This is a genomic window from Streptomyces sp. NPDC049687, assembly GCF_044465285.1.
In the GTDB taxonomy this organism is placed as follows: Bacteria; Actinomycetota; Actinomycetes; order Streptomycetales; family Streptomycetaceae; genus Streptomyces.
Genome location: NZ_JBITLN010000002.1, coordinates 579,748 through 593,181 on the forward strand (window position 1 = coordinate 579,748; position 13,434 = coordinate 593,181).

At 72.3% G+C, this 13,434-nt stretch carries 13 protein-coding genes; 3 read left to right on the forward strand and 10 right to left on the reverse strand.

Going from position 1 to position 13,434, the window contains the following annotated elements:
• Positions 1 to 42 precede the first annotated feature (42 nt).
• Positions 43 to 1,095, forward strand: coding sequence for a hypothetical protein (locus ACIBVL_RS07700; RefSeq protein WP_399093462.1), 1,053 nt, complete (start codon positions 43 to 45; stop codon positions 1,093 to 1,095).
• 92 nt (positions 1,096 to 1,187) lie between these two features.
• Positions 1,188 to 2,417, forward strand: coding sequence for a lactonase family protein (locus tag ACIBVL_RS07705; RefSeq protein WP_399093465.1), 1,230 nt, complete (start codon positions 1,188 to 1,190; stop codon positions 2,415 to 2,417).
• Here ACIBVL_RS07705 and ACIBVL_RS07710 read toward each other — a convergent pair.
• Both ACIBVL_RS07710 and ACIBVL_RS07715 read right to left on the reverse strand, forming a co-directional pair.
• A complete protein-coding gene (locus ACIBVL_RS07710) occupies positions 2,385 to 3,110 on the reverse strand; it encodes a DUF2470 domain-containing protein (protein ID WP_399093468.1) in 726 nt (241 codons plus the stop codon). The genes ACIBVL_RS07705 and ACIBVL_RS07710 overlap by 33 nt on opposite strands.
• 86 nt (positions 3,111 to 3,196) lie before the next feature.
• Positions 3,197 to 3,805 carry a TetR/AcrR family transcriptional regulator gene (locus ACIBVL_RS07715; RefSeq protein ID WP_399093471.1) on the reverse strand — a complete coding sequence of 203 codons (609 nt, stop codon included), beginning with the start codon at positions 3,803 to 3,805 and terminating at the stop codon, positions 3,197 to 3,199.
• Between the two features lie 108 nt (positions 3,806 to 3,913).
• On the opposite strand from ACIBVL_RS07715, the gene ACIBVL_RS07720 reads away from it, so the two are divergent.
• Complete coding sequence (locus tag ACIBVL_RS07720; protein ID WP_399093474.1) at positions 3,914 to 5,476, forward strand: cytochrome P450; 1,563 nt, start codon at positions 3,914 to 3,916, stop codon at positions 5,474 to 5,476.
• Here the strand turns inward: ACIBVL_RS07720 and ACIBVL_RS07725 are convergent.
• The 8 genes from ACIBVL_RS07725 to rhaS form a co-directional block, all read right to left on the reverse strand.
• Positions 5,438 to 6,268: a pentapeptide repeat-containing protein gene (locus tag ACIBVL_RS07725; protein WP_399093477.1), complete on the reverse strand. Its 831-nt coding sequence runs from the start codon at positions 6,266 to 6,268 to the stop codon at positions 5,438 to 5,440. The two genes, ACIBVL_RS07720 and ACIBVL_RS07725, sit on opposite strands and share 39 nt — an antisense overlap.
• Before the next feature lie 24 nt (positions 6,269 to 6,292).
• The gene (locus ACIBVL_RS07730) at positions 6,293 to 7,192 is read right to left on the reverse strand and encodes a sigma-70 family RNA polymerase sigma factor (protein WP_399093480.1); all 900 of its coding nucleotides are present in this window, start codon (positions 7,190 to 7,192) and stop codon (positions 6,293 to 6,295) included.
• Between the two features lie 28 nt (positions 7,193 to 7,220).
• A complete protein-coding gene (locus ACIBVL_RS07735; protein WP_399093483.1) occupies positions 7,221 to 7,964 on the reverse strand; it encodes a PIG-L deacetylase family protein in 744 nt (247 codons plus the stop codon).
• A gap of 27 nt (positions 7,965 to 7,991) precedes the next feature.
• On the reverse strand, positions 7,992 to 9,293 hold the full coding sequence (locus ACIBVL_RS07740; protein ID WP_399093486.1) for an alpha/beta fold hydrolase: 1,302 nt from the start codon (positions 9,291 to 9,293) through the stop codon (positions 7,992 to 7,994).
• Positions 9,294 to 9,397: 104 nt separating this feature from the next.
• Entirely contained in the window at positions 9,398 to 10,417 is a 1,020-nt protein-coding gene (locus ACIBVL_RS07745) for a LacI family DNA-binding transcriptional regulator (RefSeq protein WP_399093489.1), read from the reverse strand.
• 91 nt (positions 10,418 to 10,508) lie between these two features.
• The gene (locus ACIBVL_RS07750; RefSeq protein WP_399093492.1) at positions 10,509 to 11,933 is read right to left on the reverse strand and encodes a BNR repeat-containing protein; all 1,425 of its coding nucleotides are present in this window, start codon (positions 11,931 to 11,933) and stop codon (positions 10,509 to 10,511) included.
• 55 nt (positions 11,934 to 11,988) lie between these two features.
• Positions 11,989 to 12,309 carry an L-rhamnose mutarotase gene (locus ACIBVL_RS07755; protein WP_399093495.1) on the reverse strand — a complete coding sequence of 107 codons (321 nt, stop codon included), beginning with the start codon at positions 12,307 to 12,309 and terminating at the stop codon, positions 11,989 to 11,991.
• Positions 12,310 to 12,326: 17 nt separating this feature from the next.
• Positions 12,327 to 13,406: a rhamnose ABC transporter substrate-binding protein gene (gene rhaS / locus ACIBVL_RS07760; RefSeq protein WP_399093498.1), complete on the reverse strand. Its 1,080-nt coding sequence runs from the start codon at positions 13,404 to 13,406 to the stop codon at positions 12,327 to 12,329.
• Positions 13,407 to 13,434: the final 28 nt, after the last annotated feature.

Here is a 13,434-nt window from a genome sequence, read left to right on the forward strand (position 1 = left end):
CGCCGGGACGGGGCCGGCGCGGGATCGTGAGGGAGCATGCCGATGGCCGGCACCGCGGTACGGATCGACGGGGACACACTGAGGCTGCCGGGCGGGGTGGCGGTGCGGTTCATGCGGACGCTGCGGCTGCCGGAGAGCGGCACGCACGATCTGCCGCCCGGCCTGGGTGTGTTCCCCGTCCGCCGGGTCGCCGACCACCGGGACACCGTGCCCGCCGACTGGCTGGCGCGCGGTGGCGTGATGCTGCCGATGTATCTGCGCGAGGCGATGTGGCTGGGCTTCGCGGGCTCGGCGGAGCCGGCCGCGCTGCAGGTCGGGGCGGGCAAGGTGTGCGCGGTCTCCGGGAAGCCCTGGAGCGACCGGCTCTCCCGCGACCCGCAGAACTACGTGGCGCTGCCGCGCCAGCCCTGGCTGGACGGCATCAATTCCGGGAAGGGCACGGTCCGCCAGTTCGTGGCGGTGCCGCTCGGGATGGGCGCGACCGTGGAGGGCCAGGTCACCGGCGAGGAGGTGTGGGGCGGGGTCCAGCTGCAGTCGTTCCCGCTGAACGAGGAGAAGCGCGCCGCCTGGCGGGAGGCCGAGCGCCGGCTCTCCTCGCGGACGACGAGCGTGAAGTCGGTGGGCGGGTACGGCGCCCCGCCCGCGCCGGGCGCGATGCCGATGATGCCCGCCGCGGCCCCCGCTCCGGGGAGCGCGCCCCGGCCCCGGGCCGCCGCCGCGATGGGCCTGGGGGTGGGCGGTTCGATGCGGCAGGAGGTCTACCGGGACACCCGCCCCGTCTCGGACTACACCGAGGAACCCGCCGCCCGTGTCTTCGTGCACCTGGTGACTCCGCCGGAGTGGCGCCGCATCACCGGCGAGGAGCCCCCGCCCTCCCCCGTGGACCGCGCCGCGTACACCAAGGCCGGTCTGCCCTGGTACGACTACTACGACCAGGACGCGCACGACGTCGCCCCCAGCGACACCCTGGCCGCCGTGCAGCCGGTGGGCGACTGGCTCGGCGCCGACCTGGACCCGTGGCAGGAGCCCGCGCCCGGCCAGGTGCACCACCTGAAGGACGCGCCGGGGAAGCCGGTGGAGGACGGCGACTGGTAGCGGGTCCTGGGTCTTCCCGCTTTGCGTTCGGCAGCCGGTTCACGTCAAGGTGGCTGTCACGGCGGGGGCATACGACGACCTGAGGTGCGGGCATGAGCGGTGGGACGGAAGGGGCGTGCGGAAGCTGGAGCAGGCGCCGCTTCGTCGGGGTGCTCGGCGGCGCGGCCGCGGCGGCGGTGCTGGCCGGATGCGGCGACGACGGTGGCACCCGGGAGGTCCGGGAGCCGCGGGAAGCCGCGCCGCCCCGGCAGGGGTCGCCGTCCGCGCCGCCGTCGTCCTCCCCGAGCCCCTCCGGCCCCCGGCCCCTCTACATCGGGACCTACACCTCCGCCGAGGGCGGCGGAAAGGGCGTGGGCGTCGCCTCGTACGACCCCTCGACGGGGCGGATCACCGGCCGGGGCACGATCACCGGCGTCCCGGACCCGTCGTATCTGGCGGTGCACCCGGACGGCGGAACGCTGTACGCGGTCGACGAGCGCGCGAAGGGCTCCGTGACCGCCGTACGGCTGTCGGACCGGAAGGTGCTGGGCAGCCGGGCGACGGGCGGGGCCCAGCCCTGTCATCTGTCCGTGCATCCGGGCGGGCGCTGGCTGCTGAGCGCCGACTACGGCTCGGGAAGTGTGGCCGTGCACCCGATCGCGGCCTCGGGGGCGCTGGGCGAGCGCACCGACCTGGTCAGACACACCAGTCCCGCACCCGGCCCGGGCCAACAGGGCCCGCACGCGCACCAGTTCATCACCGCGCCGGACGGCGGACACGTCCTGGCCGTCGACCTCGGCACCGACACGGTGTACAGCTACCGGCTGGACGAGAGGGCGGGCACGCTGAGAGAGGTCGCGCGGGCACACACCCGGCCGGGCGCGGGACCGCGCCACCTCACGTTCCACCCCGGCGGCCGGCACGCCTACCTCGCCAACGAGGCCGACGACACGGTCGCCGTCTGCGCCTACGACGCCTCCACAGGCCGGCTGACCATCGGCGCGCCGCAGTCCACGGGGGCCGGGGCGGACCCCAACTATCCGGCGCAGGTGGCGCTCACGCCGGACGGCGCGTACGCCTACCTCGCCAACCGCGGCGACAACACGCTCGCGCGCTACGCGGTGGAGGCGGACGGGGCCCGGCTGCGGCTGCTCGGCACGGTCCCGGTGGAAGGGGACTTCCCCCGGCAGATCGCTCTCTCGCCGGACGGCGGTCTGCTGTTCGCGGCGAACCAGCGCTCCGGCACCGTCAGCGTCTTCGAGGTGGACGGCGGGAGCGGTGCGCTGCGGCTCACGGGCGAGCCGTTCGCGTCACCCGTCGCCGTCTGTGCGCTGCCGCTGTAGGGCGCGCGGGCATGACGCGGCGCTCGCCTGGCCGAGCAGGACGTGCATGCGCTCGGTGAGCTGTCCGAGGTCGTCGGCGGGCGCGTGGAAGGGCAGGCGTACGTCGCCGTGGGCGCGGGCGCGTTCGATGCGCAGCGTCAGTCCGTGCCGGTCGACGGCGAGCGGCTGGACCCGTACGGCACCGTGCAGACTGTCGCTCGAGACGAGCCGGGTGAGCCGCTCGACGGCGTCGGGGTGGGCGTCGGCGAGATGGGTGAGCAGCTGGGCCTCGGCGATGGCGAGGGGGTCGGGCCGGGCCTCCGCGAACTCGTCGAGGGGGACGACGACCGCGCCGCAGGGCTGTTTCAGCACGACCCGGGTGGCGTGGAAGACCAGGTGGTCGTCCTCTGGGGCGAACCAGCCGGCGAGCCAGAGCCTGGCGCGGACACGGCCTCGCACGGGGACGGGCGCGACGTCGGCGAACTCCAGGACGGCGGACGGCTCGCCGCGGGGCGCGCAGATCGCCGCCGTGCGCAGGAAGCTGTCCTCGGGCACGCGCACGTGCACCCGCCCGTCCTCGTCGACGGTGTGCGCGCCGACGAACTCCTCGCGGCCGCCGTCCGCGGTCACCGTGCAGGACCATGCGGCTGCCAGCACCGACCTGGCCCGCTCGGCCGCACCGGGCACCGCCGTCCAGCTGTGGCTGTCACCCATCCCAGACCTCCTTAGGTAAGCCTTGCCTAACCTATCGGAGTTCCAGGCGTACGCCAACCGGCACAGGTGATCTTTTACGGCACCTTTCAGTCCGTGATGACCCCGAGCAGCGCCCGCGCGCACAGCTCCCGCACCTGCTCCCGCGTCAGATCCCGCCCCCGCAGCCACTCCAGGCAGACGGCCGTCGTGAAGGCCAGCCAGCCGCGCACCGCCAGGCGGACATCGGGGCGCCCCTCGAAGAGGGGGCCGAACTCCGGGTCGGCGCCGAGGGCGGCCAGGATCTGCTGCTCCTGCGCCGCGAGCGCCCGTTGGTAGACACGGCGGACGGTCTGGTCGCCGGCCGCGTCCGCCCGGTGGAAGGCGCGATAGCCGTGCGCGTGGGTCTCGACGTACTCCAGGTAGGTGTCGAGGCCCGAGGCGAGCTGCTCGCGGACCGGGACACCGGGCACCGCCGCCGTCATCCGCAGCATCCGCTCGCTCTCGCGCTCGACGACCGCCGCGAAGAAGTCCCGTTTGGTCGGGAAGTAGTGGTAGAGCAGTCCGCGCGAGACCCCGGCGATCTCGGCGACCTGCTCGATCCAGACGTCGTCGTACGGACTCTCCGAGAACAGCCGCGCGCCCACGGACAGGAGCTGCTCCCTGCGCTCCTCGGTGCTGAGTCGGCGCCGGGTGCGCTCGCCCTGGTTCGCGGCCATGGCCGCACTTTACTTGACGCCGGTTCAGTGGCCGGATCAGACTGAGGCGCGCTATTGAACCCATGTACAACAGAACCAGGCTGCCGCTGGATCAAGGGAGATCACGTCATGGCGGAGACGGTGACGACGACCGGGGAGACGTTGCCCAAGGGGTTCCGCGGCGCGGAGCTGGGGTGGCCGGAGCTGCACCGCATCCCGCATCCGCCGCACCGGCTCCCGCTGCTCGGCGACGTCCTGGGCGCGAGCCGGAACACACCCCTGCAGGACTCCCTGCGGTACGCCCGGCAGCTCGGGCCCATCTTCCGGCGCAAGGCGTTCGGCAGGGAGTTCGTGTTCGTGTGGGGCGCGGAGCTCGCCGCCGACATGGCGGACGAGTCGCGGTTCGCCAAGCACGTGGGACTGGGGATCGCCAACCTGCGGCCGGTGGTCGGGGACGCGCTGTTCACGGCGTACAACCACGAACCCAACTGGCAGCTGGCGCACGACGTGCTCGCGCCGGGGTTCAGCCGGGAGGCCATGGCGGCCTACCACCCGATGATGCTGGCCGTCGCCGAACGGCTCACCGCTCACTGGGACGGCGAGCTGGCCGCGGGGCGGTCCGTGGACGTGCCGGGGGACATGACCAAGCTGACCCTGGAGACGATCGCGCGCACCGGCTTCGGGCATGACTTCGGCTCGTTCGAGCGCACCCGCCCGCACCCCTTCGTGACCGCGATGGTGGGCACGCTCACCTACGCGCAGCGCCTCAACACCATCCCCCACCCGCGATTGCTGAGGCGTGCCGCGCGACGGAACGCGGCCGACATCGCCCATCTCAACCGCACGGTCGACGACCTCGTACGGAAACGTCGCGGCGGGGGCGGCGGGGACGGGGACCTGCTCGACCGGATGCTCGACACCGCGCACCCCGAGACGGGCGAGCGGCTGTCCGCGCAGAACGTGCGCCGGCAGGTCATCACCTTCCTGGTCGCGGGCCACGAGACCACCTCCGGCGCGCTCTCCTTCGCCCTGCACTACCTCTCGCTGAACCCGCAGGTCGCGGCGCGCGCCCGGGCCGAGGTGGACCGGGTGTGGGCAGACGCGGCGGTGCCCGGCTACGACCAGGTGGCAAAGCTGCGGTACGTGCGCCGGGTGCTCGACGAGGCGCTGCGGCTGTGGCCGACGGCGCCCGCGTTCGCACGGGAGGCCCGCGAGGACACCGTGCTCGGCGGGGAGCATCCGATGCGGCGCGGGGGGTGGGCGCTGGTGCTGACGGCGATGCTGCACCGGGATCCGCAGGTGTGGGGCGCCCACGCCGAGCGGTTCGATCCGGACCGCTTCGACACCTCCGCCGTCCGCTCCCGTGCCCCGCACACCTTCAAACCGTTCGGCACGGGAGCACGGGCCTGCATCGGACGCCAGTTCGCCCTGCACGAGGCCACGCTCGTGCTCGGACTGCTGCTGCGCCGCTACGACCTGCGGCCCGACCCGGCCTACCGGCTGCGGGTCGCCGAGCGGCTCACGTTGATGCCGGAGGGGCTGCGGCTGGGACTGGAACGCCGTACGGCGCCGGTGGGGTCCCCCGAGCCCGCGCCGCGCCCGGACGCGCCGGACCGAGCCGCGCCGGGCGCGTCCGTGCCGCACGGGACGATGTCAGAGCCCCGCTGTCCAGTGCACCGGGCGGGTGACTGACTCCGGCAGCCGGGTGCCCGCGCTGCCCCGGGCCGCGTTCACCTGCGGCTGGGTCAGGAAGAACGCGCCGGTCAGGTCGGCGTCGGTGAGGTCGGTGTCGCGCAGGTCGGCCCCGATGAGATCCGCCCCGCGCAGATCGGCGCCGGTGAGGTCGGCGGCGATCAGACAGGCGCCACGCAGGTTCGCGCCGCGCAGGTCGGCGCCCTTGAGCCGGGCGCCCATCAGGTCGGCGCCCCGACGGTCCTTCCTCCGGCCACGGACGCCGGCCCGGGTGAGTTCGCTGGTCTTCAGCAGCAGGACGTTGACGTCCTGGCGGTGGGCCGGGACGTCGAGCGCGGCCAGCTCGTCCGGGGCCAGCCGGGTGAGCTCCTCCGTCCTGTCCAGGGCCCGGCGCAGTTCCGGGTGGACCGGGCGGGCGGCGGGCAGGGTGAGGGCCTCGGTGAGGTACCAGAGCAACTCGTGCAGCTGGCGGACGACCGGGAAGACCTCGGCCATGCGCCGGGCGTGCTCACCCGGTGCGCCCCGCCAGTCCCGGCCGCCGAAGGTGAGCTGCGAGACCTTCTGGCCGGCGCCGAAGCAGTCGTACACCGTGCAGCCGGTGAAGCCCTTCTGCCGGAGCCGGTCGTGGATGCCGCAGCGGTGGTCGTCCGCCAGATGGGAGCAGGGCCGGCCCGCGGGCTTGTCGAACGCGAAGTCCGCGGACCGGGCGAAGGGCAGGGCCACGCAGCACAGGCCGAAGCAGTTGCCGCAGTCGCCGCGGAGTTCCTCCCGGCGCACCATCTCGTCTCGCATACCCTCCACCCTACTGACCTGCGCTCACGCTCCCTCCGGGATGTCCAGCCCGGCCACCCGCCCCGGGTCGGCCAGGATGTGCAGGGCGACGATCCGGCCGTCGACGACGGTGACGCCCATGACGGAACGCACCTCCCCTTCGGGGCCGTTGAGGATCCCGACCGCGTCCCCCACCAGAGCGAGCCGTCCGGCCGGCGCCAACTGCCGGAAGAACATCGCCTGTTCGGCCACCGTCTTCGCCCCCCGTACCACCTTGGAGGCGGCCGCGCCCCGCACCAGCTCCCCGGCGTCGGCACGCAGCACCACATCGGGGTGGAGGACGGCGAGCAGCGCCTCGAAGTCACCGCCGCGGGCGGCGGCCAGGAAGGCGGACACCACCTCGCGCTGCCGGACCAGGTCCGGCTCCGCCGAGGGCGCTGCGCCCTGGACCCGGCGGCGTGCGCGGCTGGCCAGCTGCCGGGTCGCGGCCGTGCTGCGCTCCACGATCGGCGCGATGTCGTCGAAGGGCACGGCGAACATGTCGTGCAGCACGAAGGCGAGCCGCTCCGCGGGCTCCAGGGTCTCCAGGACGACCAGCAGAGCGAGCCCCACCGCGTCGGACTGGAGCACCTCCTGCTCCGGGTCGGTCCGGGGCAGGGGGCGGATCACCGGATCGGGGACGAAGGTGTCGTAGCCCTCGTCCATCGGCTGTTCGCGGCGTGCGGTGCGCGAGCGCAGCAGGTCGAGGCAGACCCGGCCGGTCACGGTGGTCAGCCAGCCGCCCAGGTTGCGTACGTCGTCGATGTCGCTGCGGCTGAGTCTCAGCCAGGCCTCCTGGACGGCGTCGTCCGCCTCGGCCAGCGAGCCGAGCATCCGGTAGGCGACGGCCTTGAGGTGCTCCCGGTGCTCCTCGAATCGCTGTGCCAGTACGTCCGTGTCCTGCACTGCGCCACTCCCCCTGTCGGCACGGTCTCTATCGGTTGAACAGTTCGAACGCCACGGCCGGTCTGCCCCCGAAGCGCTCCCCCACGGAGTGGGCCACCCCGGTCAGGAATCCGCGTACGTACGTCTCCGGCTCCTCGTCGGTCAACGCCTCGATGTAGAGGCGGTGTTCCAGGAGCGAGCGCACCGCGCGCTCCAGGCCCGCCGAGGCGTCGACGGCGTGGGTGGGAGTGGCCGAACCGGCGACCGCGACCCAGCGCACGCCGTTCCACGGCTCGAGGCCCTCCTCGGTCAGCTCCGGGAAGATCCAGCGGTTGCCCGCGTCGCCGGCCGCGTCGAGCGTGGCGCGGCCCACGGCGACGTGGTCGGGCGTGTTCCAGACGACTGAGCCCCAGGTGTCGCGGTGGTTGAGGGTGATGACGAGTTCGGGGCGGTGGCGGCGGACGGCGGCCGCGATGTCGCGGCGCAGGGCGGGTCCGTACTCGATCACACCGTCCCGGTGGTCGAGGAACTCGACCGTCGACACCCCCACGACGGCGGCGCTCGCCCGCTGCTCCCGCTCCCGCAGCGGGCCGCACTCGTCGGGCGCGATGGTGTCGATGCCCGCCTCGCCGCGGGTCGCCAGGACGTAGACGACCTCTCGGCCGGCGTCGGTCCAGGCGGCGACGGCCGCGGAGCACCCGTACTCCAGGTCGTCCGGGTGCGCCACGACCGCGAGGGCCCGCTGCCAGTCCTCGGGCATCGGCCGGAGCTGGGTGATCGTCGGCTCGGTCATGCCTGAAGACTAATCGGTGACGGTGCATCACACCTCGTCACGGAGGAGCGCCAGCAGGCGGTCCAGGACGCGGGGGCCGCCCGCCCGGACGCCGTCGTGTTCGAACTCGTCGGTGACCCAGGTGCGCAGTCCCCGGATGGCGCGGGCGGTGCGCAGGGAGTGGGCGGTGTCGACGTACAGGTCGTCGTGGTAGATCGCGGCCGCGACCGGGACCTCGTTGGCGGCGAGGCGGGCGGAGTCGTACAGGGGCGTCCAGTCGGTACGGGCGGCGAGGAGCTCGGCGGTCTCGCGCAGGGGCCGCAGGGCGGGGTCGGTGTCGAACATCCAGGGGTGGACGGTCTCGCCGGTCAGGAGCAGCGGTCCGTCGCCGGTGAGCGCCTTGGCCGCGTCGAACTGCGGGAACTCGGCGCGCACCCGCTCTGCCGACCATGCGGTGGGACGGGCGTCCTGGCCGTAGATGGCCTCGTGGACGAGGGCGTAGAGGGGGTGGCCGGCGAAGGAGAGGAGGTTCTGGATCTCCTCCTGGAAGGCGTCGGACAACCGCGGGCCGTGCGGGGTGGGGACGAAGGCCTCTTCGAGGAGGTGGTGGAGACGGTGGCTGCCCTCGCCGCCGCCGAGGAGGATACCGAGGGTCTGGAAGGCCTCGACGGTGAGGCGGTATCCGTTGGGGAGCGTGACCTCGTGGTGGAGCAGGTGGTCGGCGATCCGGCGGATCCGTTCGACGTCCTGCGGGTAGCGGGCGTAGTGCGCGGCGACCTTGCGCTCCATGCGCGGGTAGGCGGCGCGGTAGACGTCGTCGGCGTGGGCGTCGAGGGAGGGCAGACCGCCGGTGATCACGGCGGCGGCCAGGCCCTCGGGGGCGAGGGAGAGGTAGCTGACCGTGCAGAAGCCGCCGAAGCTCTGGCCGAGGACGGTCCAGGGGGCGCCGCCGGTGACCTCGCGGCGGACCAGCTCGCAGTCACGGACGATCGAGTCGGCGCGGAAGCGCGTCAGGTAGTCGGCCTGCTCGGCGGGGCCTCCGCGCAGTGGCAGCGTCTGGCGGTTGGCGGGCGTGGAGTGGCCGGTGCCGCGCTGGTCCAGCAGCAGCACGCGGAACTCCTGCAGCGCGCGCCCGAGCCAGGCCGGCTTGCCGACGAAGCGGTGGGCGCCGAAGCCGGGGCCGCCCTGGAGGTAGAGCAGCCACGGCAGGTCCTGGTCCGCCTTGTCGCTGGCGACGACCTCACGGGCGTACAGCCCGATCGTCTCGCCCGAAGGGTCGCTGTGGTCGAGGGGCACGGTGAAGCGGCGATCGGTGAGTACGACGCCGGGCTGGCGGTAGCTGAGGGACAACAGGGGTCTCCTGGGACGCTCGAGGTGCGGGCCGCGTCCCAGTTCAGCACATGTCCGAGCGGCTCAGGAGCCCGGGGGATCATGAACAGCTACTGAACGGCGGCTCAGCGCACCGAGAGGCTGGAGCGGCGCACCACCAGTTCGGGCTGGAGCACGACCCGTCGGTGCTCGTGCCCCCGGCCGCTCTCCTCCGTCTCCTCCAGCAGCAGCTCGGCGGCGAGCGCGCCCATGGTGACGGCGGGCTGGCGGACCGAGGTGAGGGGGACGGCCGCGGCGGCGGCGAACTCGATGTCGTCGTAGCCGACGATGGCGAGGTCGTCGGGAACGTTGACGCCGGCCGCGTACATGGCCTGCAGGACACCGAGGGCGAGCAGGTCGTTGGCGCAGAACACGGCCGTGGGGCGGTCGGCGAGACCGAGCAGGCGGGCGCCCGCGTCCCGGCCCGCGGCCACGTCGAGCCGCTCGGTGGGCAGCTCGCGCAGGCACTGCGGGCCGAGGCCCGCCTCTGCGAGCGCGTTCAGCGCGCCGGTGCGGCGGTCACGGACCTGGTTGAAGCCGGGCGGGCCGCTGACGTAGGCGATGGAGCGGTGCCCCGCGTCGATCAGATGCCGTACGGCGAGGGCGCCGCCCGCCACGTCGTCCACGGACACCGAGCACTCGGTGGTGCCCTCGGAGACCCGGTCGACCAGCACGAACGGGATGCCGTGGCGGCGGAAGGAGTCGATGTTGCGGCCGGTCGCGTCGGCCGGGGTGAGCAGCACGCCCCGCACCCGCTGCTCGGCGAAGAGGGAGAGGTACTCGGCCTCCTCGCCCACGCTCTCGGCGCTGTTGCAGACCATCACGCCGAGCCCGGCGTCACGGGCGGCCCGCTCGGCACCGCGTGCGACGTCCACGAAGAAGGGATTGCCCATGTCGAGGACGAGCAGCCCCATGATCCGGCTGCGCCCGGCCCGCAGCTGGCGCGCGGACTCGCTGCGGACGTAGCCGAGGCGGTCGATCGCGGACAGCACACGCGCCCGGGTCTCCGTGGCGACGGTGTCCGGGCGGTTGATGACGTTGGAGACCGTGCCGACGGAGACTCCGGCGGCACGGGCGACGTCCTTGATACCCACCGACTGGGCCATCAGGCGGGGACCTCCAGGTGAACGGGGCACGGCGGGACGGCCTTCACATTACCGTCGTACCGCCGCACCCCTGTCCGGGGCGCTGTCCTGGTCATGCGGGCAGCGCGAAGTCGATGACGTGGAGCGCCGAGGGGGTCGTCCCGCTCGACTTCTCCTGGTACATGAACGACAGCGTGTTGTCGGCCTTGACCCGCGGTTCGTCGATCACGACCTCGCCGAAGGCGTTCAGCCCGCTGCCGTCGGACAGCACCGCCCAGTCGGTGTACCCGGACGCCTTCGAGGCGCCGGCGATCCGGCCGAAGGGGAAGATCGCGTAGGCGTTGTCGTACTTGTCCAGGACCAGTTTGGTGCGCTGGCTGGAGTTGAGCGGGACGGGGATCTCCGTCTTCTGCCAGGTGCCCGAGGAGTTCTTGCGGACGTGGAAGGCGCGGCCGTTGGCGGTGCGGTCGCTGACGTAGTCGGTGGTGCACTGGCCGAAACGGCCGGGGACATAGCTGATGATCGCGTGCGGGCGGCCGGCGGAGTCGGTGAACTGGCTCTCCTGGTTCATCAGGGAGTGGTCCGGGTTGAGCGGGTCGACGACCAGCCCGCTGTCGGTGACGGCGACCCTGTCGGACCCGCCGGTGGTGCCGACGACGGTGCCGGCGTTGTTGCGCCAGGTGCGCCCGCGGTCGTCGGAGTAGACGTAACCCGTGTCGTGGTTGGTGATGCCGCCGCTGGAGCACATCACGGCGCCGTTCTGCTCGCGCCAGGTGAAGAAGGAGTGAAGCCGGCCGTTGACGTCGTAGTCGATGCCGTGGAGGTACATGTTGCGGGCGGTCGAGGAGCCGTGCTCGCTGGTGTACGTCCCGGTGGAGCTGGTCCACTCCCCCAGCGCGGTCCACGTCGAACCGTCGTACTCGGCGAGGGCGTTGCGGCCGTTGCCGGAGATGCCGACGCGGTAGCTGAGCTGGAGCCTGCCCTCGGGGGTGGCGATGAACTGCGGGTAGGTGAACTGCGTGGTGAGGGCGAGGCCGTCGAGGGTGGTCTGCACGGCGCCGAAGACGGACGACGTCCAGGAGGTGCTCGCCGGGTTGTCGAGGAGTCCTGCCACCGACTTGACGTAGAAGAAGCCGTCGCTGTGGGAGTCCATGTTGAGGTGGAGCCGGCCGTCCACCTTGGAGACGCCCATGGAGATGACGTTGTGGGAGTCGCTGGACTTGAGCACATGGGAGAGGGTGACGGTCGACCAGGTGGTGCCGCCGAGGACGCGGCGGCCGACGACCGCGTTGCCGGTGGAGGTGTACCAGGTGGCGTACTGGTAGCCCTTGTAGGTCAACAGCCCGTTCTTCTGGAAGGAGTTGTTGTTGACCAGGCCGTCGTAGGAGACGAAGAAGACGGCTTTCGCGTCGAGTTGGGTGGTGCCCTTGCGGGTGACCGAGGGGCCGGGGTCGGCGGCGCGTGCGGTGCCGGTGGCGAGGACGGGGGCCGCCGCGGCGCTGAGGAGGGCGCCTGCCAGCAGGGTGCGTCGTCTCATCTCGGGGGACTCCGTTGTCGTACGAGAGCGGGGCGGGGGCGGTGGTGCGGTGGGGTCAGGCGAGGTGGAACACCTCGGTGAGCGGTTTCATGGCCTCGTCGGGCCGGGTGCCGTCCAGCGACTCGAAGAACGGCGCCATCTCCGCCTGCCAGCGGGCGTTGACCTCGGTGGCCTCCATGCCTGCCCGGGCGGCCGCGAAGTCCTCGGTCTCCAGGTAGCCGACGAGCAGGCCGTCGTCTCTCAGGAAGAGGGAGTAGTTGTGCCAGCCGGTGGCCGAGAGAGCTTCCAGCATCTCCGGCCACACGGCGGCGTGGCGTTCGCGGTACTCGGCGAGGCGGTCCTGTCGGACCTTGAGCAGGAAACAGACGCGCTGCATGAAGTACCGCTCCGGGACTAGAAGTTGAACTGGTCGATGTTCTTGGTGTCGAACACGGTCGGCTTGCCGAGGCTGATCACACCGTCCTTGCCGATGGTGTACGAGGTGCCGCCGGCCGTGAAGGTCTCGCCCTCCTTGCCGGTGATCTGGCCGGAGACCAGCGCCACGGCCGTCTGCGCGGCCAGCGCGCCGAGCTTCGAGGGGTCCCACAGCTCGAAGGCGTCGACGGTCCCGTTCTTGACGTACTTGCGCATGTCGTTGGGGGTGCCGAGGCCGGTCAGCTTGACCTTGCCCTTGTACTTGGAGCCGGAGAGGTACTGGGCGGCGGCCTTGATGCCGACCGTGGTCGGGGAGATGATCCCCTTCAGGTTCGGGTACTGCTGGAGCAGGCCCTGGGTCTGCTGGAAGGACTGCTGGGCGTCGTCGTTGCCGTACGCGACCTTGACGAGCTTGATGTCCTTGTACTTGGCGTCCTTCAGCTCGTCCTTCATGAAGTCGATCCAGGTGTTCTGGTTCGTCGCGGTCTGCGCGGCCGACAGGATCGCGATCTCGCCCTTGTAGCCGATCTGCTCGGCGAGCAGCTGCACCTCGGTGCGGCCCAGGTCCTCGGCGGAGGCCTGCGAGACGAAGGCGTTGCGGCACTCGGGGTTGGTGTCGGAGTCGTAGGTGACGACCTTGATCTTGTTGCTCATGGCCTGCTTGAGCGCGGTGCACAGGGCGCCCGGGTCCTGCGCGGACACGGCCATCGCGTCGACCTGCTGCTGGGTGAGCGTGTTGACGTACGACACCTGCCCCGAGGTGTCGGTCGCGCTGGAGGGACCGACCTCCTTGTAGCTGGAGCCCAGCTCCTTCAGGGCCGCCTCGCCGCCCTTGTCGGCGGAGGTGAAGTACGGGTTGTTGACCTGCTTCGGCAGGAAGCCGACGGTCAGGCCCTTCTTGGTGGCGGCGTTCGGGTCGGCCTTGCCGGTGGCGGCCGCCGAGGCACCTTCGCTCTTGACGTCCTCCTTGGTGGTGCCGCCGCAGGCGGTGGCGGCGAGAGCGAGCGAGGAGACGGCGGCGAGGGCCGCGCAGGCACGGCGGAGGGATGACTTGCGCATGGTGGTGTGTCCTTTACGAGGGTGAGAC

Bases quoted from the DNA above. Each gene is read 5' to 3' on its own strand.
- ACIBVL_RS07745 (WP_399093489.1), bottom strand. From the start codon at position 10,417: ATGGCCCAGTCGGTGGGTATCAAGGACGTCGCCCGTGCCGCCGGAGTC.
- ACIBVL_RS07735 (WP_399093483.1), bottom strand. From the start codon at position 7,964: ATGACCGAGCCGACGATCACCCAGCTCCGGCCGATGCCCGAGGACTGG.
- ACIBVL_RS07750 (WP_399093492.1), bottom strand. From the start codon at position 11,933: ATGAGACGACGCACCCTGCTGGCAGGCGCCCTCCTCAGCGCCGCGGCG.
- ACIBVL_RS07725 (WP_399093477.1), bottom strand. From the start codon at position 6,268: ATGCGAGACGAGATGGTGCGCCGGGAGGAACTCCGCGGCGACTGCGGC.
- ACIBVL_RS07715 (WP_399093471.1), bottom strand. From the start codon at position 3,805: ATGGCCGCGAACCAGGGCGAGCGCACCCGGCGCCGACTCAGCACCGAG.
- ACIBVL_RS07705 (WP_399093465.1), top strand. From the start codon at position 1,188: ATGAGCGGTGGGACGGAAGGGGCGTGCGGAAGCTGGAGCAGGCGCCGC.
- ACIBVL_RS07755 (WP_399093495.1), bottom strand. From the start codon at position 12,309: ATGCAGCGCGTCTGTTTCCTGCTCAAGGTCCGACAGGACCGCCTCGCC.
- rhaS (WP_399093498.1), bottom strand. From the start codon at position 13,406: ATGCGCAAGTCATCCCTCCGCCGTGCCTGCGCGGCCCTCGCCGCCGTC.
- ACIBVL_RS07710 (WP_399093468.1), bottom strand. From the start codon at position 3,110: ATGGGTGACAGCCACAGCTGGACGGCGGTGCCCGGTGCGGCCGAGCGG.
- ACIBVL_RS07700 (WP_399093462.1), top strand. From the start codon at position 43: ATGGCCGGCACCGCGGTACGGATCGACGGGGACACACTGAGGCTGCCG.
- ACIBVL_RS07720 (WP_399093474.1), top strand. From the start codon at position 3,914: ATGGCGGAGACGGTGACGACGACCGGGGAGACGTTGCCCAAGGGGTTC.